The 23,340-nt window shown below is 30.9% G+C and carries 27 protein-coding genes; 15 read left to right on the top strand and 12 right to left on the bottom strand.

Going from position 1 to position 23,340, the window contains the following annotated elements:
* Positions 1 to 13 precede the first annotated feature (13 nt).
* From H3Z83_RS06890 to atpG, 11 genes are all read left to right on the top strand, one after another.
* Positions 14 to 709: an ABC transporter ATP-binding protein gene (locus H3Z83_RS06890; protein ID WP_182124746.1), complete on the top strand. Its 696-nt coding sequence runs from the start codon at positions 14 to 16 to the stop codon at positions 707 to 709.
* A 92-nt stretch (positions 710 to 801) separates the two neighbouring features.
* Positions 802 to 3,033 carry a type IX secretion system periplasmic lipoprotein PorW/SprE gene (gene porW, locus H3Z83_RS06885; RefSeq protein WP_182124745.1) on the top strand — a complete coding sequence of 744 codons (2,232 nt, stop codon included), beginning with the start codon at positions 802 to 804 and terminating at the stop codon, positions 3,031 to 3,033.
* Positions 3,034 to 3,058: 25 nt separating this feature from the next.
* A complete protein-coding gene (locus H3Z83_RS06880) occupies positions 3,059 to 3,466 on the top strand; it encodes a bactofilin family protein (protein WP_182124744.1) in 408 nt (135 codons plus the stop codon).
* Positions 3,435 to 3,665 carry an AtpZ/AtpI family protein gene (locus H3Z83_RS06875; protein ID WP_182124743.1) on the top strand — a complete coding sequence of 77 codons (231 nt, stop codon included), beginning with the start codon at positions 3,435 to 3,437 and terminating at the stop codon, positions 3,663 to 3,665. Before H3Z83_RS06880 ends, H3Z83_RS06875 begins: the two co-directional genes overlap by 32 nt.
* The gene (locus H3Z83_RS06870) at positions 3,658 to 4,038 is read left to right on the top strand and encodes a DUF6168 family protein (RefSeq protein WP_220455449.1); all 381 of its coding nucleotides are present in this window, start codon (positions 3,658 to 3,660) and stop codon (positions 4,036 to 4,038) included. Before H3Z83_RS06875 ends, H3Z83_RS06870 begins: the two co-directional genes overlap by 8 nt.
* Positions 4,039 to 4,174: 136 nt before the next feature.
* Positions 4,175 to 5,320, top strand: coding sequence for a F0F1 ATP synthase subunit A (atpB, locus tag H3Z83_RS06865; RefSeq protein WP_182124742.1), 1,146 nt, complete (start codon positions 4,175 to 4,177; stop codon positions 5,318 to 5,320).
* 44 nt (positions 5,321 to 5,364) lie between these two features.
* Positions 5,365 to 5,553, top strand: a complete 189-nt coding sequence (atpE, locus tag H3Z83_RS06860; RefSeq protein WP_136950250.1) for an ATP synthase F0 subunit C — start codon at positions 5,365 to 5,367, stop codon at positions 5,551 to 5,553.
* A gap of 106 nt (positions 5,554 to 5,659) precedes the next feature.
* Positions 5,660 to 6,160, top strand: coding sequence for a F0F1 ATP synthase subunit B (locus H3Z83_RS06855; RefSeq protein ID WP_182124741.1), 501 nt, complete (start codon positions 5,660 to 5,662; stop codon positions 6,158 to 6,160).
* Positions 6,161 to 6,167: 7 nt separating this feature from the next.
* Positions 6,168 to 6,725 carry an ATP synthase F1 subunit delta gene (gene atpH / locus H3Z83_RS06850; RefSeq protein ID WP_182124740.1) on the top strand — a complete coding sequence of 186 codons (558 nt, stop codon included), beginning with the start codon at positions 6,168 to 6,170 and terminating at the stop codon, positions 6,723 to 6,725.
* A gap of 21 nt (positions 6,726 to 6,746) precedes the next feature.
* A complete protein-coding gene (gene atpA, locus H3Z83_RS06845; RefSeq protein WP_182124739.1) occupies positions 6,747 to 8,327 on the top strand; it encodes a F0F1 ATP synthase subunit alpha in 1,581 nt (526 codons plus the stop codon).
* Between the two features lie 70 nt (positions 8,328 to 8,397).
* On the top strand, positions 8,398 to 9,258 hold the full coding sequence (gene atpG, locus H3Z83_RS06840) for an ATP synthase F1 subunit gamma (protein ID WP_182124738.1): 861 nt from the start codon (positions 8,398 to 8,400) through the stop codon (positions 9,256 to 9,258).
* A 266-nt stretch (positions 9,259 to 9,524) separates the two neighbouring features.
* Here atpG and dxs read toward each other — a convergent pair whose 3' ends face one another.
* Complete coding sequence (gene dxs / locus H3Z83_RS06835; RefSeq protein WP_182124737.1) at positions 9,525 to 11,300, bottom strand: 1-deoxy-D-xylulose-5-phosphate synthase; 1,776 nt, start codon at positions 11,298 to 11,300, stop codon at positions 9,525 to 9,527.
* Between the two features lie 38 nt (positions 11,301 to 11,338).
* Between dxs and rsmI the strand changes: the two genes are divergently transcribed.
* Positions 11,339 to 12,010, top strand: a complete 672-nt coding sequence (gene rsmI / locus H3Z83_RS06830; RefSeq protein ID WP_182124736.1) for a 16S rRNA (cytidine(1402)-2'-O)-methyltransferase — start codon at positions 11,339 to 11,341, stop codon at positions 12,008 to 12,010.
* Position 12,011: 1 nt separating this feature from the next.
* Here rsmI and H3Z83_RS06825 read toward each other — a convergent pair whose 3' ends face one another.
* From H3Z83_RS06825 to H3Z83_RS06810, 4 genes are all read right to left on the bottom strand, one after another.
* A complete protein-coding gene (locus H3Z83_RS06825) occupies positions 12,012 to 12,704 on the bottom strand; it encodes a hypothetical protein (protein WP_182124735.1) in 693 nt (230 codons plus the stop codon).
* Between the two features lie 229 nt (positions 12,705 to 12,933).
* Positions 12,934 to 13,368 (bottom strand): hypothetical protein, encoded by a 435-nt coding sequence (locus H3Z83_RS06820; protein ID WP_182124734.1) that lies wholly within the window; start codon positions 13,366 to 13,368, stop codon positions 12,934 to 12,936.
* A 5-nt stretch (positions 13,369 to 13,373) separates the two neighbouring features.
* Positions 13,374 to 14,018: a hypothetical protein gene (locus H3Z83_RS06815; protein WP_182124733.1), complete on the bottom strand. Its 645-nt coding sequence runs from the start codon at positions 14,016 to 14,018 to the stop codon at positions 13,374 to 13,376.
* 10 nt (positions 14,019 to 14,028) lie between these two features.
* On the bottom strand, positions 14,029 to 14,367 hold the full coding sequence (locus H3Z83_RS06810) for a PadR family transcriptional regulator (RefSeq protein ID WP_182124732.1): 339 nt from the start codon (positions 14,365 to 14,367) through the stop codon (positions 14,029 to 14,031).
* 152 nt (positions 14,368 to 14,519) lie between these two features.
* Here H3Z83_RS06810 and H3Z83_RS06805 point away from each other — a divergent pair, with 152 nt between their 5' ends.
* The gene (locus H3Z83_RS06805) at positions 14,520 to 15,569 is read left to right on the top strand and encodes a ferredoxin--NADP reductase (protein ID WP_182124731.1); all 1,050 of its coding nucleotides are present in this window, start codon (positions 14,520 to 14,522) and stop codon (positions 15,567 to 15,569) included.
* Positions 15,570 to 15,592: 23 nt separating this feature from the next.
* The gene (locus H3Z83_RS06800; protein ID WP_182124730.1) at positions 15,593 to 16,279 is read left to right on the top strand and encodes a LysE family translocator; all 687 of its coding nucleotides are present in this window, start codon (positions 15,593 to 15,595) and stop codon (positions 16,277 to 16,279) included.
* Here the strand turns inward: H3Z83_RS06800 and mgtE are convergent.
* From mgtE to H3Z83_RS06770, 6 genes are all read right to left on the bottom strand, one after another.
* Positions 16,266 to 17,615, bottom strand: a complete 1,350-nt coding sequence (mgtE, locus tag H3Z83_RS06795) for a magnesium transporter (RefSeq protein ID WP_182124729.1) — start codon at positions 17,613 to 17,615, stop codon at positions 16,266 to 16,268. The two genes, H3Z83_RS06800 and mgtE, sit on opposite strands and share 14 nt — an antisense overlap.
* Positions 17,616 to 17,690: 75 nt before the next feature.
* The gene (gene rsmA / locus H3Z83_RS06790; RefSeq protein ID WP_182124728.1) at positions 17,691 to 18,494 is read right to left on the bottom strand and encodes a 16S rRNA (adenine(1518)-N(6)/adenine(1519)-N(6))-dimethyltransferase RsmA; all 804 of its coding nucleotides are present in this window, start codon (positions 18,492 to 18,494) and stop codon (positions 17,691 to 17,693) included.
* 6 nt (positions 18,495 to 18,500) lie between these two features.
* Positions 18,501 to 19,001 (bottom strand): DUF3592 domain-containing protein, encoded by a 501-nt coding sequence (locus H3Z83_RS06785; RefSeq protein WP_182124727.1) that lies wholly within the window; start codon positions 18,999 to 19,001, stop codon positions 18,501 to 18,503.
* A complete protein-coding gene (locus tag H3Z83_RS06780; protein ID WP_182124726.1) occupies positions 18,998 to 19,531 on the bottom strand; it encodes a hypothetical protein in 534 nt (177 codons plus the stop codon). Before H3Z83_RS06780 ends, H3Z83_RS06785 begins: the two co-directional genes overlap by 4 nt.
* A 1-nt stretch (position 19,532) precedes the next feature.
* Positions 19,533 to 19,862 carry a DUF4286 family protein gene (locus tag H3Z83_RS06775; protein ID WP_182124725.1) on the bottom strand — a complete coding sequence of 110 codons (330 nt, stop codon included), beginning with the start codon at positions 19,860 to 19,862 and terminating at the stop codon, positions 19,533 to 19,535.
* 17 nt (positions 19,863 to 19,879) lie between these two features.
* Positions 19,880 to 21,658, bottom strand: coding sequence for a tetratricopeptide repeat protein (locus tag H3Z83_RS06770; RefSeq protein ID WP_182124724.1), 1,779 nt, complete (start codon positions 21,656 to 21,658; stop codon positions 19,880 to 19,882).
* Positions 21,659 to 21,779: 121 nt separating this feature from the next.
* Here H3Z83_RS06770 and H3Z83_RS06765 point away from each other — a divergent pair, with 121 nt between their 5' ends.
* A complete protein-coding gene (locus H3Z83_RS06765; RefSeq protein WP_182124723.1) occupies positions 21,780 to 21,923 on the top strand; it encodes a hypothetical protein in 144 nt (47 codons plus the stop codon).
* A gap of 98 nt (positions 21,924 to 22,021) precedes the next feature.
* Here the strand turns inward: H3Z83_RS06765 and serS are convergent, their stop codons facing one another.
* Positions 22,022 to 23,296, bottom strand: a complete 1,275-nt coding sequence (gene serS / locus H3Z83_RS06760) for a serine--tRNA ligase (protein WP_182124722.1) — start codon at positions 23,294 to 23,296, stop codon at positions 22,022 to 22,024.
* Between the last annotated feature and the right edge of the window lie 44 nt (positions 23,297 to 23,340).

The raw sequence follows: 23,340 nt of genomic DNA, 5'->3' as shown, positions 1-23,340 counted from the left end.
TAAAGAAAATATAATGATTACAATAAATACAGTTTCAAAAAAATACGGACAAGCAGAAGTTTTAAACGTAGAGAAAATAGAAATTCCTAGAGGTCAAAGTTTTGGTTTAGTAGGGAATAATGGAGCAGGAAAAACCACACTATTTAATATCTTATTAGATTTAATCAGGCCAACAACAGGAGAAATTACTAATAATAATGTGGTGGTAAATAAGAGTGAAGAATGGAAAAGTTTTACTGGGTCTTTTATAGATGAAAGCTTCTTAATTGGTTATTTAACACCGGAAGAATATTTTGATTTTATTGGGGATTTAAGAGGGATGAATAAGGCAGATGTAACATCGTTCTTAGCACAATTTGATGAATTTTTTAATGGGGAAATTCTAGGAAAGAAAAAGTATTTAAGAGATTTAAGTAAAGGAAATCAGAAAAAAGCAGGAATTATTGCTGCAATGATGGGAAATCCACAAGTGGTAATTTTAGATGAGCCATTCGCAAATTTAGATCCAACAACTCAAATTAGACTTAAAAAAATAATTAAAACTTTAACTGATAATAAAGAGGTTACAGTATTAGTTTCTAGTCACGATTTAAGTCATGTTACTGAAGTTTGTGAGCGAATAGTTGTCTTAGAAAAAGGAAATGTGGTAAAAGATATTAATACCTCGCAAGAAACTTTAAAAGAATTAGAAAGCTATTTTGCTGCATAGCAGAAAAAATTGCCTTTTTATTGCTATTTTTACGCTTTTACGTACAATAACTTAACCTTATTATTGTTGTACAGTAAAAGCGTAATTTTTTTATGAAAAAACTATACAAACTCTTAGTTTTCAATATCCTTATAGCTATTGTGTATTCATGTAGCGTTAAAAAGGATGCTTTTTTAAATAGAAATTTCCATGCGTTAACCACTAAATACAATGTGTTATTTAATGGAGAACAAGCATATCAAAAAGGCTTAGAAGAAATAAAAGAGAAGCATGAAGATAATTTTTGGAAAAGATTACAAATAGAGCCAATTACTTTTGATGATAAGATAATTCCAACAGCAGCAGTTCAACCAGGTTCTGGTTTTGGAGAAAGTGAAGAGGAAGAAGAAAGAAATTTAACTTCTTTTGAGAGAGCTGAAGACAAGGCTAGAAAAGCAATTGAAACGCACTCGATGAATATCGATGGATATGAGAAAAATCGTCAAATCGATGACGCATATTTATTGTTAGGTAAATCAAGATATTATCAACAACGTTTTATTCCTGCGATAGAAGCTTTTAATTATGTTATAGCCAATTATCCGAATGCAAATTTGATTAACGAAACAAAAATTTGGAGAGCTAAAACAAACATTCGTTTGGATAATGAGAAGTTAGCGATTGAATCGTTAAAATTCTTATTAGAAGTTGAAGAAAATGAAAAAGAACTTCCAGATGAAATAAGAGAACAAGCGCATACAGCGCTAGCTATGGCGTATCAGAAAACAGATACAGTTCAAAAAGTAATAGAGCATTTAGCAAAAGCATCTGAAATATTTAAAAACAAAGAACAAGCATCTCGAGATATGTTTGTGTTGGGTCAAATATATAGTGAGTTAGGTCGTAAAGATTCTGCAAGAATGGTATTTAATAAACTAGCAGATAATAAAAAAGCACCATACCGTTACCGTATAAGATCTAATATTGAGTTGGCTAAAAACACACCTAATGATTCAGCATCCATTGTAGTTTTGGCCAGATTAAAAAAACTAATCAAAAATTCTGATAATCGTAAATTTTTAAATGCGCTGTATTATCAAGCAGGAGTTTTAGAAGAAGGAAGAAACAATACAGATAAAGCGGTTAAGTATTTTCAAAAATCATTAAACGCTAAAAATAATAACGATTATCAAAAAACATACGCCTACGAAAAGTTGGGTAATATTGCTTTTAATAAAGAAAATTATTTGTTAGCAGGTTCGTTTTATGATAGTGTTTTACAAGTAACTTCTAAAGAGTTTGATCAAGAAAAGAGAATTCGAAGAATTCGAAGAAAAAACAAAGGGTTAACTACTTTAAGAAAACACGAAGAACTAGTTAAGAATAATGATAGTATTCTAAAATTAGTTGCAATGAGTCCAGATGAGCGCACTTCTTTTTTCGAAGACTATATTGAAAAAATAAAAAATGAAGATGAAGAAAGAAAGCAACAAATTTTAAATGCTCAAAACTTCGGAAGTTCTTTTGGAGGAGGAGCTTCAATTAATAACAGTGCTAATGCAGGGAAATGGTATTTTTATAATACAAGAGCATTAGGTTTTGGTAAAGTTGAATTTGAAAAAATTTGGGGTACTCGTCCGTTAGAAGATAATTGGAGATTGTCTGATAAATCTACAATCGATGATATTAGTGTGTCAGGAGATGATTCGAATGAAGAAAAAGTAAATCCACGATATGAATTATCAACTTATTTAGATGAAATCCCAACAGATAAGAACGAAATAGATGGTTTAATTGCTGGTCGTAACGAAGCATTATATCAATTAGGGTTGATTTACAAAGAACAATTTAAAAACACTGATTTAGCAATTAAAAACCTTGAGCGTTTAGATAAATTACGTACAGATAATAATCTTGAGTTACCAATAAGCTATCATTTATATCAAGTTTATAATGAGGTAGGGAATCAAGAAAAAGCAATTCAATATAAGAATGTTATTCTAAATAAGTATCCAGAAACAAGTTTTGCGCAGATAATTTTAAATCCAAATAAAAAATTAACAGAAGAGAAGAAAGAGGATATTGTTTTAAATAAGTACAAAGAATTATATTACTTATATAAGCAAAATAAGTTTGAAGAAGTTGTAAATGAGATAGATAGTTTCATGCCAACAGTAAATAACTCAGAATTAATCCCTAAATTTGCACTCCTAAAAGCTTTAGCAACAGGTAAATACCAAGATAAAGAAGCGTATAAAAAAGCATTAGAGTTTGTTGCGGTTAGTTATGCTAATCTTGAAGAAGGAAAAAAAGCACAAGAAATAATAAAACGATTAAATAAATAAAATATCATAATTCCCCCTAAATACCATGTTTAGTAAAGAAAGTAAAAAAGCAGGAAGTCAAAAAGTTTCAGAAAGAAACGTTATCGGTAAGAATACTAAAATAGCTGGAGATATTATCTCGGAAGGAGATTTTAGAATTGACGGAACTTTAGAAGGAACTATAAAAACTGAAGGTAGAGTTATTATAGGAGACTCTGGTTTTGTAAATGGAAAAGTTGATTGTACAAATGCAGATATCGAAGGAAAATTTTCTGGAGAGCTATCTGTATCTAATACATTAACTGTTAAGTCTTCGGCAAATATTAGTGGAGATGTTGTAATAAGTAAACTTTCTGTAGAGCCAGGAGCAGCTTTTAATGCAACATGTTCAATGAAAGGAGCCGTAAAAGAATTAAATAAAGATGAGCAAAGACTCAAAGGGAAAACCGCTTAATAAATTTGTTCGGTTTTCTGGGATAGCATTGCAAATGGGTTTAACCATTTATCTAGGAAGCTTACTGGGTGAATGGTTAGATGCCAAATATGAAAACACTTCACAACTTTACACAAAAATTTGTACACTTGCAGCGGTTTTTTTAGCCATGTTTTCAGTAATTATGCAAGTAACAAAATTATCAAAAGATAATGATTAAACGTATTATTAAATTTATTGTAGCAGTAATTGTGCTGTTTATAATAAGTTATGTGCCGCACGACTATGTGTTAAATTCAAAAGACATCTATTTGTCTTTTTCTTTATTCTCAGTATATCTATTTCATGTTATAGCTGCAACTATTGTATATGTTATAGTTGAGTTTATTGCAGATAAAATGCCTAACCAAGCAGGATATGCTTATTTAGCTTCTGTTTTTTTAAAAATGGGATTTTTTGTATTGGTTTTTCAAGCCACAGTTTTTGCAAATGAGCAACTTACAAAGCCAGAAAGATTTTCGTTGGTAATACCCTTGTTTTTATTTTTAATAATAGAAGCTATTGCTATTTCAAAACTATTGAATAGCAAATAGTTTGCTTATTTTTTAAAGAGTAATAGTGTGTTAAAAAGCCTTTAGAAAAACTAAATAAAAAAACGGTTTGTAGTTTTAATTAAATGTGTACCTTTGCACGGAAATTTAGAGACCATAACCCTATATTTATAAAGGTATGACGATAGCACAAAAATCTATCAAATTTTTTACAGTTTTAGCATTAGTTTTTACTTCATTTGGAGCATTTGCTGGTGATGGAGATAAAAAATCTTCAGATAACGATGGTGGGCAAGTAAACACCAAACAAGAAATCAACGATTATATTAAGCATCACTTAGCAGATTCGCATGATTTTGCTTTTTATTCGTATACGAATGATGCAGGTGAAAGAAAACACATTGGTTTTCCATTGCCAGTAATTGTAAAAACAAGCAAAGGAATTAAAACTTTCATGTCTTCTAAATTCCACCATAATGATGATGGAACTGTGATTGTTGATGCAGGAGATGTAAAGTTGGTGAAAATTCACAGTAAAATATATGAATTAGAAGAAGGTGCAACTACAGTTACTTTCGATGAAACTCACCATGCTACTAATGCAACTAAAACGTTAGACTTTTCAATTACGAAGAGTGTTTTCGGAATGTTGTTCGCAGGTTTGTTAATGTTTTTAGGTTTTGGTTCATTAGCTAAAGGATACAAAAAAGGAGCAATTCCAACAGGAGTTGGTCGTTTGTTAGAGCCATTAGTATTATATGTTCGTGACGAAATAGCAAGACCAAATATTGGTGAAAAGAAGTATAAGAGATTTATGCCTTATTTATTAACGGTTTTTTTCTTTATCTGGATATTAAACTTATTAGGATTAACTCCATTAGGATTTAACGTAACAGGACAAATTGCTGTAACAGCTTGTTTAGCAATTTTTACCTTAGTAGTATATATTACAAGTGGAACAAAAGACTTTTGGGCGCATACTTTATGGATGCCAGGAGTTCCAAAAATTTTAAGACCAGTATTAGCAGTAATCGAATTAGTAGGTTTTATTTTAATTAAACCATTTTCATTACTAGTACGTTTATTTGCAAACATTACAGCGGGTCACTTCGTGGTAATGAGTTTAATTGCATTAATGATGACTTTAAAAGCGCAGTTTGGTGCTGTAGCTTCTACAGGTATTTCATTAGTGTTAACATTATTTATTTCGGTTATCGAAATATTAGTAGCGTTCTTACAAGCATTTATTTTTACAATGTTATCTGCCTTATTTATTGGTATGGCAGTAGAAGAGCACGATCATGAGCATGCAGATGCTCATTAAGAAGTAGAATAAGAATTTGTTTAATTTAATATAAATCAATTAGTATGTACAATTTAATTGGAGCAGGATTAATCGTAATCGGTGGAGGAATCGGATTAGGTCAAATTGGAGGAAAAGCAATGGAAGGAATTGCTCGTCAACCTGAGGCTGCTGGTAAAATCCAAACAGCGATGATCATTATCGGAGCATTATTAGAAGGTTTAGCATTTGGTGCTTTAATCTTAGGAAGATAATTCCGAAAGAAAACAGAAATAAAACATTCTCCTGTAACGGTTGGTTACAGGAAATGTTTTATCAATTAAACAAAACCAATTTTTAAAAGAATTAATTAGATATATAATGGATCAGTTATTAAATGATTTTTCTCCTGGGTTGTTCGTAATGCAACTAGTAGTTTTAGGAATCTTATTATTTTTATTAGCAAAATTTGCTTGGAAACCAATCTTAAACTCTTTAGATGAAAGAGAAGAAGGTATCCAAAACGCATTAGATCAAGCTGAAAATGCTCGTAAAGAAATGCAAAACTTACAAGCTGATAATGAAAAAATGATCAAAGAAGCTCGTGCAGAAAGAGATGCAATGATGAAAGAAGCACGTGAGATTAAAGATAACATTATCGCAGAAGCTAAAGAAGAAGCTTCAGAGCAAGCTACTATTATGATTGAAAATGCGAAAGCAACAATCAAACAAGAGCAACAAGCTGCAATCGCTGAATTAAAGAAGAATGTAGCAGATTTATCTATCAACATCGCTCAGCAAGTAGTAAGAAAAGAATTAGCCTCACAAGATGATCAATTAAAGCTTGTTGAAGGAATGTTAGAAGAGGTTACTTTAAACTAATCAATCGATGAAAGGAGCAAGACCAGCATTACGTTACGCAAAAGCAATTTTAAATCTAGCTAAAGAGCAAGGAAACGAGACTTTAGTTAACGATAACATGAAGTTAATCGTAGATACTATTGCAGGAAGCAGTGACTTAGAAACAATGCTTAAAAGCCCTGTAATTAAAGCTGTAGATAAACGTAATGTTTTAACAGCACTTTTTGGTGATAAAGTAGATAACATCGTTAAAGGTTTATTTAACTTATTACAAGAAAATAAGCGTATGGTTATGTTAGAGCCAATTGCTAAGCAATACTCTATCATTTACGATTACCATAAAAGTATGCAGGTTGCAAAAGTTACTACAGCAGTAGCTTTAACAAAAGAATTAGAAGATAAAATACAAGCTAAGATTGTAGCACTTACAGGAAATAGCGCAAGTATAGAAAATATAGTAAATCCTGAAATTTTAGGAGGATTTATTTTACGTGTTGGAGATGTGCAATATGATGCAAGTATCTCTAATCAATTTAATGAATTAAGAAGAGAATTTGACAATAGTCATTACATTCCACAAATTTAATTATACATCAAAAGAAATAAGATGGCAGCAATTAAACCAGCTGAAGTATCAGCAATTTTAAAGGAACAATTAACAAATTTCGAGTCGAAGGCTTCATTAAACGAAGTAGGTACTGTATTACAAGTAGGTGATGGTATTGCTCGTGTTTACGGTTTGTCTAACGTACAATATGGTGAATTAGTAGAATTCGATAACGGATTAGAAGGTATCGTATTAAACTTAGAAGAAGACAATGCAGGTGTTGTATTATTAGGTGCTTCTACATCAGTAAGAGAAGGTTCAACTGTAAAGCGTACAGAAAGAATTGCTTCTTTAAGAGCTGGAGAAGGAATTGTAGGACGTGTTGTTAACACTTTAGGTCAACCAATCGATGGTAAAGGACCAATCGAAGGTACAACTTACGAAATGCCTTTAGAGCGTAGAGCACCAGGGGTAATTTACCGTGAGCCTGTAACAGAGCCTATGCAAACTGGTATCAAGTCTATCGACGCAATGATTCCTGTAGGACGTGGTCAACGTGAGTTAATCATTGGAGACCGTCAAACTGGTAAATCTACAGTTGCTATTGATACTATCTTAAATCAAAAAGAATTTTATGATGCAGGACAACCAGTGTACTGTATCTATGTAGCTATCGGTCAAAAAGCTTCAACAGTAGCAGCTATTGCTAACATGTTAGAAGAAAAAGGAGCTTTAGCTTATACAACTATTGTTGCTGCAAACGCATCAGATCCTGCACCAATGCAGGTATATGCACCATTCGCAGGAGCTGCAATTGGAGAATATTTCCGTGATACTGGTAGACCAGCATTAATTGTTTATGATGATTTATCTAAACAAGCAGTTGCTTACCGTGAGGTATCTTTATTATTAAGAAGACCACCGGGACGTGAGGCTTACCCAGGGGATGTATTCTACTTACACTCAAGATTATTAGAGCGTGCTGCAAAAGTTATTAATGATGACAAGATTGCAAGTGAAATGAACGATTTACCAGATTCTTTAAAAGGAATCGTAAAAGGTGGAGGTTCTTTAACTGCATTACCAATCATTGAAACTCAAGCAGGAGACGTATCAGCATATATTCCAACTAACGTAATTTCGATTACAGATGGACAGATTTTCTTAGAATCTGATTTATTTAACTCAGGGGTTCGTCCAGCAATTAACGTAGGTATTTCTGTATCTCGTGTTGGAGGTAATGCTCAGATTAAATCAATGAAAAAAGTATCAGGTACTTTAAAGTTAGATCAAGCTCAGTACCGTGAATTAGAAGCATTCGCTAAGTTTGGTTCTGATTTAGATGCGGCTACTATGAATGTGATTTCTAAAGGTCAACGTAATGTTGAAATCTTAAAGCAAGCACAAAATGATCCTTATACTGTAGAAGATCAGATTTCAATCATTTATGCAGGTTCTAAAAACTTGTTAAAAGATGTACCTGTAAACAAAGTAAAAGAATTCGAAACAGATTATATCGAGTATTTAAATGCTAAGCATAGAGATACATTAGATACGTTAAAAGCAGGTAAATTAACTGATGAAGTAACAGATGTATTAACTTCAGCAGCAGCAGAAATTTCTGCTAAATTTAAAGCTTAATAAAAGATTTTAGTACTAAGTATTGAGACACTTTCTCAATACTTAGTACTTAATGCTAAATACTATTTGTATGGCAAACTTAAAAGAAATACGTAACAGAATTACTTCGATTAAATCAACGATGCAGATTACCTCTGCCATGAAAATGGTATCGGCTGCAAAGTTGAAAAAAGCTCAAGATGCAATTACAGCAATGCGTCCGTATTCATCTAAGCTTACTGAATTATTACAAAGCTTAAGCGCTACTTTAGATAGTGATGCAGGTGGAGCATATTCAACACAAAGAGAAGTAAACAAAGTATTATTAGTTACTGTAACTTCAAATAGAGGTTTATGTGGTGGTTTCAACTCTTCTATTATTAAAGAAGCTGTTAAAACAATCGACGAAAAATACAATGGAGTTGCTGTTGACTTATTTACAATTGGTAAAAAAGGAGACGATATTTTATCAAAAGACAATACAGTTATTGAAAACAGAAATGATATTTTTGATGATTTAACTTTTGATAACGTTGCTAAAGTTGCTGAGCAATTAATGGATTTATATGTAGATGGTTCTTACGATAAGATTGAGCTTATTTACAATAGATTTAAAAATGCTGCAACACAAATACCACAAGTAGAGCAATTCTTACCAATCGAACCGGTAGAAGGTGATGCTGATGTAAATTTAGATTACATCTTTGAACCATCGAAAGAAGAGATTGTATTAGAGTTAATACCTAAGTCTTTAAAAACGCAATTATACAAAGCAATTCGTGATTCTTTTGCTGCAGAACACGGTGCTCGTATGACTGCAATGCATAAAGCAACAGATAATGCTACTGAATTGCGTGATGAGTTATTATTAACTTATAACAAAGCACGTCAAGCTGCAATTACTAACGAAATCTTAGAGATTGTTGGTGGTGCAGAAGCATTGAATAATTAGACTGAGTAAAACGAAGTCAAATTAAAATTCAAAGAAGCATTGAATAACTAGAAGAAAATAATTTTCTATATAAATAAAAAGCGAACCAAATTGGTTCGCTTTTTTTATTTTAGCTTTATGTCAATAAATAAAAACTTAATAAAGATTATTTTAAAACGAAAAAAACGTATCAAAAAAATAATGATAAAGGGAAATCGTATAAAGTAAGTTTAAAAAGAGATATAATTGCAATATTAGTTTTTATAATATTTGCGTTTATAATAAGTTTATTTAGAAACTAAACTAATTATTTTCTCTTGAATAGATAAAGAATCAATTCCACAAGACTGTTGTAATTGCTCAACAGTACCATGATGGATAAATTCATCAGGAACTCCCAATAATTTTATTTTACCAGTATAATTTACATCTGATGCGTATTCTAATACAGCAGAACCTAATCCGCCTTTTATAGCGCCATCTTCAATGGTAATTATTTTATCAAACTCATTAAATATAGTATTTAGAAGTTCTGTGTCTAATGGTTTTATAAAACGTATATCATAATGAGCAACTGAAACCTCATTATTTAATAAATTAACCGCTTCAGAAACATTATCAGCAATTGCCCCAGCAGATAGCACTGCAATTTGATTTCCATCTCTTAAACAAGCTCCTTTTCCTATTTCTGTTTTTTCAAAAGGTAGATTCCATTGTTCTAATTTTCCTTTTCCTCTAGGATAACGAATAGCGATTGGATTCTCTAACCCCAATTGTGCAGTATACATAATGTTACGTAACTCAATTTCGTTACGAGGAGCAAAAATTATAAGATTCGGGATACAACGTAAATAGGCTAAATCAAAAACTCCGTGATGTGTAGCGCCATCTTCACCTACCAAACCAGCTCTATCTAAACAGAAAATAACAGGTAAGTTTTGTAGAGCAACATCATGTATAATTTGATCGTAAGCTCGTTGTAAAAATGTAGAATAAATATTACAAAACGGAACTAAACCTTGGGTTGCCATACCAGCAGCTAAAGTAACTGCATGTTGTTCAGCAATACCAACATCAAAAGTACGCTCAGGAAATTCTTCTAACATAAATTTTAGAGAACTCCCTGTTAACATTGCAGGAGTAATTCCTACAATTTTTTTGTTCTCAGTAGCTAATTCAACAATGGTTTTTCCAAAAACATCTTGAAATTTGGTAAATTTACTTGCTTCTTTTGGCAAAATAGCACCAGAAATTTTATCAAATTTACCAGGAGCATGGTATTTTACTTGATCTTGTTCTGCTTGTTTAAGTCCTTTTCCTTTAGTGGTAATAACATGCAAAAACTTAGGCCCTTCAACTTGTTTTAATCGGTTTAATTCTAATAATAATTCTTCAAAATTATGTCCGTCAATCGGACCAGAATAATCAAAGTTTAAGCCTTCAAAAATATTGTGCTGCTCAATATCAGATCGCGTAGATTTTATTCTAGTTAAATAATGTTTTAGTGCACCAACTGAAGGATCAATACCTATAGCATTGTCGTTTAAAATAACTAATAGATTTGCATTCGTATCTCCAGCATGATTTAAAGCTTCAAAAGACATTCCGCTAGCAATAGATGCATCACCAATAACAGCGATGTGGTGTTTGTCGTTTCCTTGTAATTTTGAAGCGATCGCCATACCTAAGGCCGCCGAAATAGAAGTAGATGAATGACCTACACCAAAAGTATCGTATTCGCTTTCGCTACGCTTAGGAAATCCGGAGATTCCTCCTTGCTGTCTGTTGGTGTGAAAAACATCTTTTCGACCCGTCAAAATTTTATGCCCGTAAGCTTGATGGCCAACATCCCAAACTAATTGATCGTTTGGTGTATCAAACAAATAATGCAAAGCTATGGTGAGTTCTACTACACCTAAACTTGCACCTAAATGCCCTTCTTTAGTAGCAACTACATCAATAATAAATTCACGCAATTCTTTTGCTAATAAAGGCAATTCATCAGAAGATAATTGTCTTATATCAGCAGGTAAATTTATATTTTTTAATAGCTTTTTTGGCATACCACAAATGTACTAAAACTTTGTTGTAGCTTTGCTGTATGAGTAAATTGTATTTGGTACCAACACCTATCGGAAATTTAGAGGATATTACTTTAAGAGCAATTAGAATTTTAAAGGAGGTCGATTTTATTTTAGCAGAAGATACGCGTACAAGCGGAAAGTTATTAAAGCACTTTGAGATTGCTACACAAATGTATAGTCATCATATGCATAACGAGCATAAATCTGTAGAAGGTGTTATAAGTAGGTTGAAAAATGGTGAAACTTGTGCATTGATTTCTGATGCTGGTACTCCTGCAATTTCTGACCCTGGTTTTTTACTTACTCGTGCTTGTGTTCAGCAAGATATAGCTGTTGAATGTTTGCCAGGAGCAACAGCTTTTGTTCCTGCTTTAGTAAATTCTGGTTTGCCAAATGATAAGTTTGTTTTTGAAGGTTTTTTACCCGTTAAAAAAGGTCGTCAAACACGTTTAAAACTCTTAGCGGAAGAAACTCGTACAATGATTTTTTATGAGAGTCCGCATAAATTATTAAAAACATTAACTCATTTTGGTGAGTATTTTGGAACAGACAGACAAGTGTCAGTTTCTAGAGAATTGACAAAATTGTTTGAAGAAACCAAAAGAGGAAGTGTAAAAGAAGTGTTATCATATTATACAGAGAAACCTGCCAAAGGCGAAATTGTGATTATTGTTGAAGGTAAAAAGTAATTTAAACTAGCTTATATTCTGGATAATGTTTTTCAAGTAGGTATTCAGCTTTTTTAGGGATTACAATCAAGCTAACATACCCAATAATAACAGCTAATGTTGTAGCAGCTGATATAATTAAACTAGATGATGTACTTAAATTATCATATGAGTTAGGGGTTAAAAACTGGAACACATAGAATAAACCAAATATAACATTACCATTTCCTTGTGTTTCAATAATGTCTTCAAACAACCACTTTTTACCTGTTGTTTTAAATTTAGTGTTTAGCTTTTTTCTTCTTTTTAAAAGAAGAATAAACTCAATTATTAAAATAGTGAAGAAAAGCCCAGGAAATAAATATTGCGCAAATGAAAATTGTAATAGAAGATAAAAACAATAAAACATTGTTAGTGTTACTATTATTTTAGGAATAGAAAACCACTGTTTTACAAAGCCTAAAATAATTCTGAAATACTTTTTATTCATTTGCTTTTGCTTCTCTTCTAGCACATCCATAAAACCAAATATCCCGAATTTTTTAAAGGAAATATCTCTAGCTTGTTTAAAAGTTAAAGCTGGTTTCTCGATCCAAATTTGTTCGATGTCGTTTGCTAAATGATCTACTAATTCAGTTTGTACATCGTAATGCTCCATATAATGTTGACGTGTGAATTTGTATAGTTGCTCTATTTGAAGAGTGGTTAGTTTCATAGTTTATACAAGATGATTAAATTGTTTTTCAATATTAACTTTTCGACTTCTATAACTCATAAGAACTAAAAAATTAAGCATTAACATTATTGCAGCCTTATATATAATAAAAGGAGAGCTATTTTCACTTAAAAACGATGTTGAACTATGAAAGTGAAAAGCAATGATATAATTAAACATTAAAAAACTTACATAAGTTTGAATAATTCTAATCTCACCAAACTTCTTTTTAAATCGATTGAATTTTATAGCTATGTACATGAAATTTGCAAAAAAAGCTTACAAAAATGGTTTCATCTAAATATTTAATATTGAATTTCTCTAAGTAATACACTGCAGTAAGAAATGATATAATCAATATAAGATTAAGCGGTTTTACTGCTTGTTGAAACATATCAATTACTATTTTTTGAGTATTAACCCAAAAGCTTTTCTTTTTTTGTTCTTTATAGTTTTTTAAATACGTTGCCTTTTGACTTAACAGATATTTTATAAAAGGTGTTTGAAAACGCTTGTTTTCAAAAAACAAATTTTTATTGTCAACCTTATTTTCAATTTCTGAAGCAATATGATCTACCATTTCAAAACGAATATCGATATATTCAATACCAATTCCCTCTAAAAAATCATTAATCCTTTTTATTTGTTCCTTTGTTAACTCCACAGCAATTATCCCACTAATAATTTATATTTCTCTTTTTCTTTTTGGTGTTTTTTATAAAAAATAACATTTAACATCACCATAGATACAAATACTAAAAACAAGGTTATAGTTAAGCCATCTTTAATTGAGCTGGTTAAGACCATAAGTGGCACGTAAATAATGGTAAGGCTCTGTGTTTTTATAATAAAACTATACACGGTTTTTATTTTGTCTCTACTTGTTTTAATGGTTGTAAATAACCATATAGAAGAAAGTAGTAACGCAATAACATTTATTGTTTTTGATGTTCTGTTAACGACTTGAGGAGATATTTTAAGGTCTAAAAAAGACATTAATATTCCTGGTAATATGCAAAGCACTAACGTGAAAAAGAAAAAAGGTTTAAAAACTTTCTTTGCTTTATTCATAACAACTTTAGGTGCAGAATAGGCTAAACCAAAAATAAAACTTGAAGATGAGTTTAACTGTTTATTCCATTGGTCAGTTACTTGATAAAAAATAGTTTCGAAATCAGTGTTTTCTACTTCTAATTTTTGCTCTATTTGTGAAACGATATGATCAAAGATTTCAACTCTAAAATCAATGAATTTTACACCTTTTAAATCTAAGTACTTGTTTACTCTTTGTATTTGTTCTTTTGTTAATTCCATAGCTAAAAATTTACTCTAAACTAAATTTAGGGTTCACCAATTGCTGCATGGTTTTTAAAAACTCTTGCATTTCTTCTAACTTGTTCGCGGTTTCTTTAGTTCCGTTTTCTGTTAGTTTGTAATATTTACGCAATCGGTTACCAACTTTAGCAACTTCAACATCTAACAATCCTTCGGCTTCTAATTTGTGTAAGGCAGGATATAAAGCTCCTTCGGTTATCTTTAATTCTCCTTTGGTTAATTCTTTTACCTTTTGAGTAATTTCATAACCATACATTTTATCATTCTGAGCTAAAAGCTTTAGGATGATGGTTTGTAAAGAGCCTTTATATAATTTTTGATTTCCCATAAAAACAATGTTTTTAAACTATACCTAAAAAACTTAGGCATGCAAATATACATAATTTTCTTATGTATAATAATCTTATGTATATTTTTTATGTAAACCCTAACAAGTGATTCTCTTGGTATTTCTTATTTTTGCAGTTCTAAATTGAATAAATGTCTACATTTCACAAACTAGTTATAGAAAAAATAATAAAAGAAACTGCTGATGCGGTTTCGATTTTATTTACGGTTCCTGCTGAATTAAAAGAAGCATATAAATTTGTTGCAGGACAATATATTACCATAAAAACAACCTTAAACGATCAAGAAATTAGAAGAGCATATTCTATATGTGCATCTCCTAATACTAACGAAATAAAAGTAGCGGTTAAAGCTGTAGAAAAAGGATTGTTTTCTACCTATGCAACTACTAAATTAAAAGAAGGGACTACCATTGAAGTATCTGAACCAGAAGGGAAGTTTATATTAAATCCGTCTGATAATAAAAACTACATAGCATTTGCTGCAGGTAGTGGTATTACGCCAGTTTTATCAATGGTTAAAGCTGTTTTAGAAAACGAACCATCGTCAACTTTCACTTTAGTTTTTGGTAATAAAAAAGCTGAGAACACTATTTTTTATGATGAATTAAATGCTTTGGTAGAGCAATATCCAAATCAGTTTAACTTACATTATGTATTTAGTCAAGAAGTAAGAACAAACACTAAGTTAGGTAGAATAGATAAAGGACATGTGAATTATTTTGTAAAGAATGTTCATAAAGACATTGCTTTCGATTCAGCTTATTTATGCGGACCAGAAGAAATGATTACGATTGCTTCTGAAACTTTACAAGAAAACGGATTTAAAGAAGAAAATATTCATTTCGAATTATTTACCGCTAGTGCATCAGATGAAGATATTCAAATGCAATTTCCTGATGGTAAATCGGAAATCACTGTTTTACTAGATGATGAGGAGACTACTTTTGCAATGGATAAAACAGATACTGTTTTAGCAGCATCATTGCGTAATAAATTAGATGCACCATACTCGTGCCAAGGAGGTGTTTGTAGTAGTTGTATCGCTAAGGTTACCGAAGGAAAAGCAGTAATGACTAAAAATTCTATTTTAACTGATGATGAATTAGAAGAAGGTTTTATTTTAACCTGTATGGCGCATCCAACAACTCAAAAGGTTGTAGTTGATTTTGATGATGTTTAGTTAAAAACACGTACCTTTAAATAATGGATTTCTACGATTTTAAAAATGCTTTTTTAGTAGGTGTTTTCATGGCCTTTATGATAGGGCCTGTATTCTTTATGCTTTTAAAAACAAGTGTTTTAAAAGGTGCTAGAGCTGCTGTTGCTTTTGATATTGGTGTAATTTTAGGTGATATTTCATTTATGTTAATTGCCTATTTTGGTAGTAGAAGTTTACTTGAAAAGATTAAAGACGATCCTCGTTTATTTTTAATTGGAGGGTTGGTACTGATTATTTATGGTTTAATAACCTACTTAGATAAAAACAATAAGAAAGAAGCTGAAGCACCAGATGTACAATTGCCTGAAAGTAATAACTACTTAAAATTACTTTTAAAAGGATTCTTTTTAAACTTTATAAATATTGGAGTTTTAGCTTTTTGGTTAGGATTAATTGTAGTTGTTGGTCCTACTTACGATATGAATCCTAGATATTTATTTTGGTATTTCGCTACTGTAATCTTAGGATATGCACTTACTGATTTAGGAAAAATTTTATTAGCTAAACAATTAAGAAACAAGCTTACACCATTAGTTATTTATAGAATAAAACGTGGAATGGGAGTTTTATTAATTGTTTTCGGAGCAGTTTTAATGCTAAAGGGGTTTATCCCAAAAGAGAAGATAGATAATCTTTTAAACAAAGTAGAGCAAACTACTAAAACCCAATAATCATTTTGGCAATCCAGAAGTAAATAAGGATTCCGAAAATATCATTACTTGTGGTAATAAATGGTCCCGTTGCAATTGCTGGGTCAATTCCTCTCTTATCTAAGAAAAGCGGAATAAAAGTTCCGATTAATCCAGCAACAATGATTACCGCAAAAAGAGATATAGAAATTGCACTAGCAACATTAACATCTTGTTCAGCAATAAAAACATAGATAAAAAGTAACACGGATAAAGCAAGTCCGTTAATCATTGCTAACGAAACTTCTTTTAATAAACGGTCTGCGATACTACCTTTTACATCGTCGTTCGCTAAACCTTGTACAATAATTGCAGATGATTGTACTCCTACATTTCCAGCCATAGCGGCAATTAACGGAGTAAACATAAAAAGTATCGCGTTTTCGGCGATAGCATCATCAAAAAAACCCATAATTCTAGCCGCACCAACACCACCAATTAACCCTAAGAATAACCAAGGTAAACGAGCTCTTGTTAGTTCCCAAATAGTATCATCAGCTTCTACATCTTGTGTAATACCCGCTGCTAATTGGTAATCTTTATCGGCTTCTTCTTTAATTACATCAACAATATCATCAATAGTAATACGACCTACTAAAACACCTAATTCATCAATAACTGGAATAGCTTCTAAGTCGTACTTACGCATAATGTTTGCAACATCTTCAGCTTCGTCTGTAACAGTTACATAATCTACTTTTGGTATGTATACATCAGAAATTTTTGCTCGAGTTGATGCCATTAAAAGATCTTTTAAAGACAAACGACCTTTTAATTTTCCACTATCGTCAACTACGTATATAGAATGAACTCTGGTAACTTCTTCTGCTTGAATTCGCATTTCTTTTACACAACGAAGTACGGTCCAGTTTTCGTTAACTTTTACGAGCTCTTTAGCCATTAATCCACCTGCAGAATCTTCATCGTAACGTAATAATTCTACAATTTCTTTGGCGTGTTCTTCGTCTTCAATTTCTTGCATTACTTCCTGTTTTCTTTTCTCAGGAAGCTCAGCAATTACATCTGCAGCATCATCGGTATCAAGTTCATCAATTTCCTCAGCAATTTCTTTAGCAGTAAGTTGTCTAAGAATTTTTTCACGTACATCGTCATCAACATCCATTAAAACTTCAGATGTTGTTTCAGAATCTAATAAACGAATAATATATACAGCTTCATCAAATGTTAATTCATCTAATATTTCGGCAATATCGGCATGATGGATGTCTGAAAAATAATTAGAAAGCTCAGTGTCTTTCTGATTTTTAATCAGTTCTTGTACTTTTTCTAGAAGTTCTTTAGTAATTTCAAATGCCATCGTTTTGCGATTTTACTCGATAATCGAGATTTGAATATTAAATTCAAAAATATTACTTTTTGCTTTAAACAATAATTAGCTATTGTCTTGCGCTATTTTTTTTGTCAATTCAATGAATTTTTGCACCGATAATTGTTCAGGACGCATCGCAAATATAGGGTCTTCTTTTAAGGTAGCCGAAAGATCGAAAGATTTTAAGCTAGAACGTAACATTTTTCTTCGTTGGTTAAATGCTGTTTTTACCACTCTAAAAAATAATTTTTCATCAACAGGTAATGAGTAATCCTCTTTTCTAATTAATCGAATAACACCAGAATCTACTTTTGGAGGTGGATTAAATACTGTTGGAGGTACTGTAAATAAATATTCTACATCATAAAAAGCTTGAGTTAGTACGGACATGATTCCGTATACTTTAGAGCCTTCTTTTTCTGCAATTCTCATTGCTACTTCTTTTTGAAACATTCCTGAAAATTCAGGGACAAACTCACGATTTTCAATCGCTTTAAAAACTATTTGTGAAGAGATGTTGTAAGGGAAATTACCAATAATAGCTACTTGCTCTTTTTTGAAAGTCTCTTGAAGGTTTTTCTTTAAAAAGTCTCCTTCAATAATACTAAATTTTTCTTTCGAAGTGTCTAGTTTTATATGCTCTAATGGAAAAGTATCGTTAAGGTATTCAACCGATTCAGAATCTAACTCCATCACCGTAACTTTAGGCTTCTTTTCTAACAAGTATTTTGTTAGTACTCCCATACCAGGACCAATTTCTAATACATTATCGTAACCGTTTTCGGTTAATGAATCTGCAATTTTTTTAGCGATGTTTTCATCGGTTAAAAAATGTTGTCCTAAATGTTTTTTTGCTCTTACGGTCATGGTTATTTATTTTATAACTTCAATTTTATCAATAAAAGTTTTTTCAGGATTTTGCCCTGTTTCTTTAATTTGAATTCCAGCAGCTATTCCCATAATTGTTAAGCCTAAAAAAAGCAAAATTTTTAAATGGAAATTTTTTCCAACAACCAAACATGCTTTTTTATGGTTGTAAGGATTGTAATATACTATTACTTTTTTACCGAGAGTCAGTTTATTTTTTATACTTAAATGTTCTTGTTTATTTGTACTCCTTAGACTCCCCCCAACAGGAAATATTTTAGAACTTTCATATTTATGATTAGTTTTAGGTATAAAATACTCATAAACTATATTAGCCTCGTAGGTATAATAGCCTCCTCCTTCTTCGATATTATGCTCATAACTTTGATTTAGTTCAGATTTAATAATGTAACCATAAGTTTCTTCCCAGTTTTTAGCATTATTATCAATTAATATTAAAAGAAAACCTAATATAAATAGAGCTAATCCAATATAAATAAAAATCATATTTTTAATATTTTAATTTGATTAGCTACATAATCAGAAGGATATTTCTTAGAGGTATAAATTAAATACGATAAAAAAATAAGAAAAGAAAAACAGATAATAGAATTCCCTATCTCTCGATATGTATAGTTATTATGAGCCAGTGAAACATCATTCGGGTTTTGTGGGTTTACATAAATATAAAAACCTTCAGCATTACTAAGTTTACGACATAAATCACCTTGAAAAGAAGAATTATTATCTTTTTCATTTATTCCAATATTAGAGCTTTCATAATTTTTATTGTTAAAAGTATAACTGTATACAAGGTCACATGTATTAATAGTAAAAACATCTTGAAACTCTTTATCAAGTGAAAGATCTGGCTTTTCTTCAAGGCTTATTTTTTTTATAAATGCTTTGGTTTTATGCCAACTACGCATTATTCTTATAGAATCATTTTTTCGTATTGCTGATAAACTATTTTTTACCACACCTATAGCAGATAAAAACACACATAAATAAATTATATAAAGTAAAAATTTAGGCATTTTAATTACTATTCACTGTAGGAAAAAATTCATTCACAATTTTTAACTCGGTACGAAATGCTAACATTTTATCAGCAAATTTCTTCATTCCATCTGTACGAAGTTTCTCAGCATCGTATTTATAGTAATTATCTAGATCTTCTCGAGTTTTTGCAGTGTATTGAATAGAGTAGGTAACCCCACCCATTTCTTCTTCAACTAATACTTGCGTCATTTTTGCGCTTAAAAAACGACCTGTAGCTAAAACTTCTGGGATATGACTTTCTATCCAAGTTAACCACTCAGCATGAATGCTTTGATCGATATTTACTGTTACGTTGTATATGTACATTTTTACTCTTGTAATTTTTAATTTACGATGTCGCCTCTAAGTTTTCTAAACTTTTTACGAGCATCAACTAAATAGATGCTGTTAGCGTGGTCAAAAATAATCTTTTGATAGTATTCTTTAGCCTTTTCAGGGTTATTTAATTCGTTATTGTATAATTCAGCCATTTGATAATACACATCGTCTATAAAAATACCTTCTTTGTCTAAAGCCAATATTTTTGCATAGTTTAAAATTGCATCATCATACTTTTTCTGCTTCGCAAAAAGCTGTGCTTGTTTAAATAAAGATTCGTCTTCTATTGGTTGTCCTTTGTAATTTGTAATAATATCGTTTAAAACAACTATGGCTTCTTCGTTTTTGTTTTGAAAAGCTAATAAATCTGCTTTTGCATATTCTTTTAATCCAGAAGAAATACTGTCTTTAGGTTCGTTATCAGAAATGGTTAAAAATAAATTAGCGGCATCGTTAGCGATTAGTTGTGTTGCTGAACTTTTTAAAACTTTTAACTGTGCTTTCGCCCATTTAAAATCGTTTTTAAAATAAGATGCTTGCGCTACTTTAAATCGTGCTTCTTGCCCTAAAAAATGATCTTTAAATTTTGTTTGTACTTGAGAAAAGTAAATTAATGCTTTGTTAAACTTATTTGTAAACATTAATACTTCACCAAGTTTCAACTTTATATGAGCAACGAAGAATTTAGACTTTGTTAGCGTTAATGCTTTTTCTAATATTTTTTCTGCTTCTTCAGGATTTCTTTTTTCAAAAGTTAAATAGCTAGCATATGCTATTTGAGTATGTATGGTTTTTTGATTAACGCCGTACTTATTAAAAATAGCTTTAAACTGTTCTTCAACATCAGGTTGCTTTGTTGCAATTGCAATTTTTAAATTATTATTAATTGCTTTAAACTTATCTGAAGGGTAATTTGTTTTCTCAATAATTAAATCGAAACACTCTTTAGCCGTTTCATATTCTTCATTTTCAAAAGCTACTTTTCCTAACTCATTTATTCGCCCTAAATTATCAGGATTTCTTGCAAGTAATGCTTTGTGTTGAATCAGTGCTTTTTGATATTGTTTTTGCCTTATGAATAACCAAGCTAATAAATCGTTCCAAATATCTTTTGGATTACTGATGGATTTTCTAAGCAATGCTTTTTTAAAGAGAATATTGTTTTCGTTCTCAGCATCGTCGTTAATATATCTAGCAGTAAACCGTTTTACATTGTTAAGGTAGTTTTCGTTTTTGTCAACTAAGTTAACATAGGATTCAAACATTTTAGGGAAATCTCCTTTTTCGCCATGAATTTGCGCTAATTGAAATCCGTAATTTGCTTTCGGATTATTATCCATTATTTTAGAGTAAGCTTCTATGGCATAATCTAATTTGTTGTAATTTTTAAAAAGACTAGCAATTATGCTCCCATAACTTCCTTTGTTATCAATAGTTTTTAAGGCTTTTTGATAGAGATTATTTGCTTTGTCATCTTTTTGTTGACGCTCGAAATTATAGCCTTTAATAACATATAGATATGTTAAATTCGGTTTTTCTTTTAGTTTATTAGAAAGCAAATTATCTGCAATTAAAAACTGCTCAGTTTCTTGATAACAGGAAATTAATCTTTTTAAATAAGTAGTGTTGTACGGACTTTTATCGTATAATTTTTTATAAAGTTGAATGGCTTTTTCATATTCATTATTTCTAAAATAATTTTCAGCAATAGCAAATTCGTTTTGTTGAGCATTGCAAAACAAACTGAAAAACAGTATACTAAGTAATATGATAGCTTTTTTCATCAATCAAAAATAGGGAACAAAATTGTTAAATTTATACTAAAACACCTTGTTTTTTTGAAAACCTTGTAACATTTTGGCACGAAGTTTGTCTTATTGATAACAAGACTAAACAATTTATACTATGAAAAACTTTAACTTACAATACGAGACAGCAAAGAAAAATGCAAATGAGTTTATGAAGAGAGGTCAAATAACTCAATATTTTGAAGCATTGTTAGAGATGAATAAATACAAAAGATTAATGACGGCAGTTATTGCCAACTAAAATATAGTGGATTCATTTTGAAGGGGTGAATTAGTAAAAATCCCAAGTTTCTTGATTGAAACTTGGGATTTTCTGTTTTTTATATTGAATGTGGTTTTTTAGTAAATCATATCAAACCCGCAGTAAGGAACTAATACTTCTGGAATTTTAATTCCATCTTCTGTTTGGTAATTCTCTAAAATTCCAGCTAAAACTCTAGGTAAGGCTAAAGAACTTCCATTTAAAGTGTGTACTAATTGACTTTTACCATCGCTATTTTTAAAACGTAACTTTAAACGATTTGCTTGGAATGTTTCGAAGTTAGAAGCAGAACTAATTTCTAACCAACGTTCTTGTGCTGTAGAATATAATTCGAAATCGAAAGTTAATGCAGATGTAAATCCTGTATCTCCACCACATAAACGTAGAATACGATATGGTAATTTTAACTCACGTAAAATATCTTTAATATGTTCTACCATTCCGTTTAAAGCTTGGTAAGAATTATCAGGGTGCTCAACACGAACAATTTCTACTTTATCAAATTGATGTAATCTATTTAACCCACGAACGTGTGCACCATAACTTCCAGCTTCACGACGGAAACAAGGAGTATAACCTGTAACCGTAATTGGTAAATCACTTTCTTTCACTAAATTTCCTCTAAACATATTTGTAATAGGAACTTCAGCAGTTGGAATTAGATATAAATCGTCACCAGTTATATGGTACATTTGTCCTTCTTTATCTGGTAATTGTCCAGTTCCAATTCCTGATGCTTCATTTACCAAATGCGGTACTTGAACTTCGCTGTAACCAGCTTTTGTGTTTTTATCTAAAAAATAATTGATTAAAGCACGTTGTAAACGAGCTCCTTTTCCTTTATAAACAGGAAAACCAGCACCAGCGATTTTAGTTCCTAATTCAAAATCGATGATATCATATTTCTTCGCTAATTCCCAGTGAGGTAATGCTTTTTCTCCTAAATCAGGAATCGTACCTTCGCTAAAAATCTTCTCATTATCTTCTTCGCTACTCCCTGCTTTTACTGAAGCGTGAGGAATATTAGGAATTTGATATAATAAATCTTGTAACTTAATTGTAGCAGAATTTAACTCTTCAGTTAATTGTTTAGATTGTTCTTTTAACTGACCTGTTTTTTCCTTTAGTAAGTTCGCTTTCTGAATTTCTCCAGATTTAAAAAGACCTCCAATTTCTTTGGATATTTTGTTAGATTCAGCTAAAATATTATCTAAAGAAACTTGTGTTGCTCTACGAGTTTCATCAGAATCTAATACTTCATCAATAATTGTTTCGGCATTTGCAAAATTACGTTTTGCTAATCCGTCTAAAACAGTTTGTTTGTTGTCTCTAATAAACTGAACCTGTAACATCTTTTTAAATTTTTAAGAACCGCAAAGATATAAGAAGCAGTAGA

The organism is Tenacibaculum pelagium, from assembly GCF_014062345.1.
In the GTDB taxonomy this organism is placed as follows: domain Bacteria; phylum Bacteroidota; class Bacteroidia; order Flavobacteriales; family Flavobacteriaceae; genus Polaribacter; species Polaribacter pelagius.
Note: the sequence above shows the minus strand (reverse complement) of the source record. Positions and strands in the feature narration are given on the sequence as shown.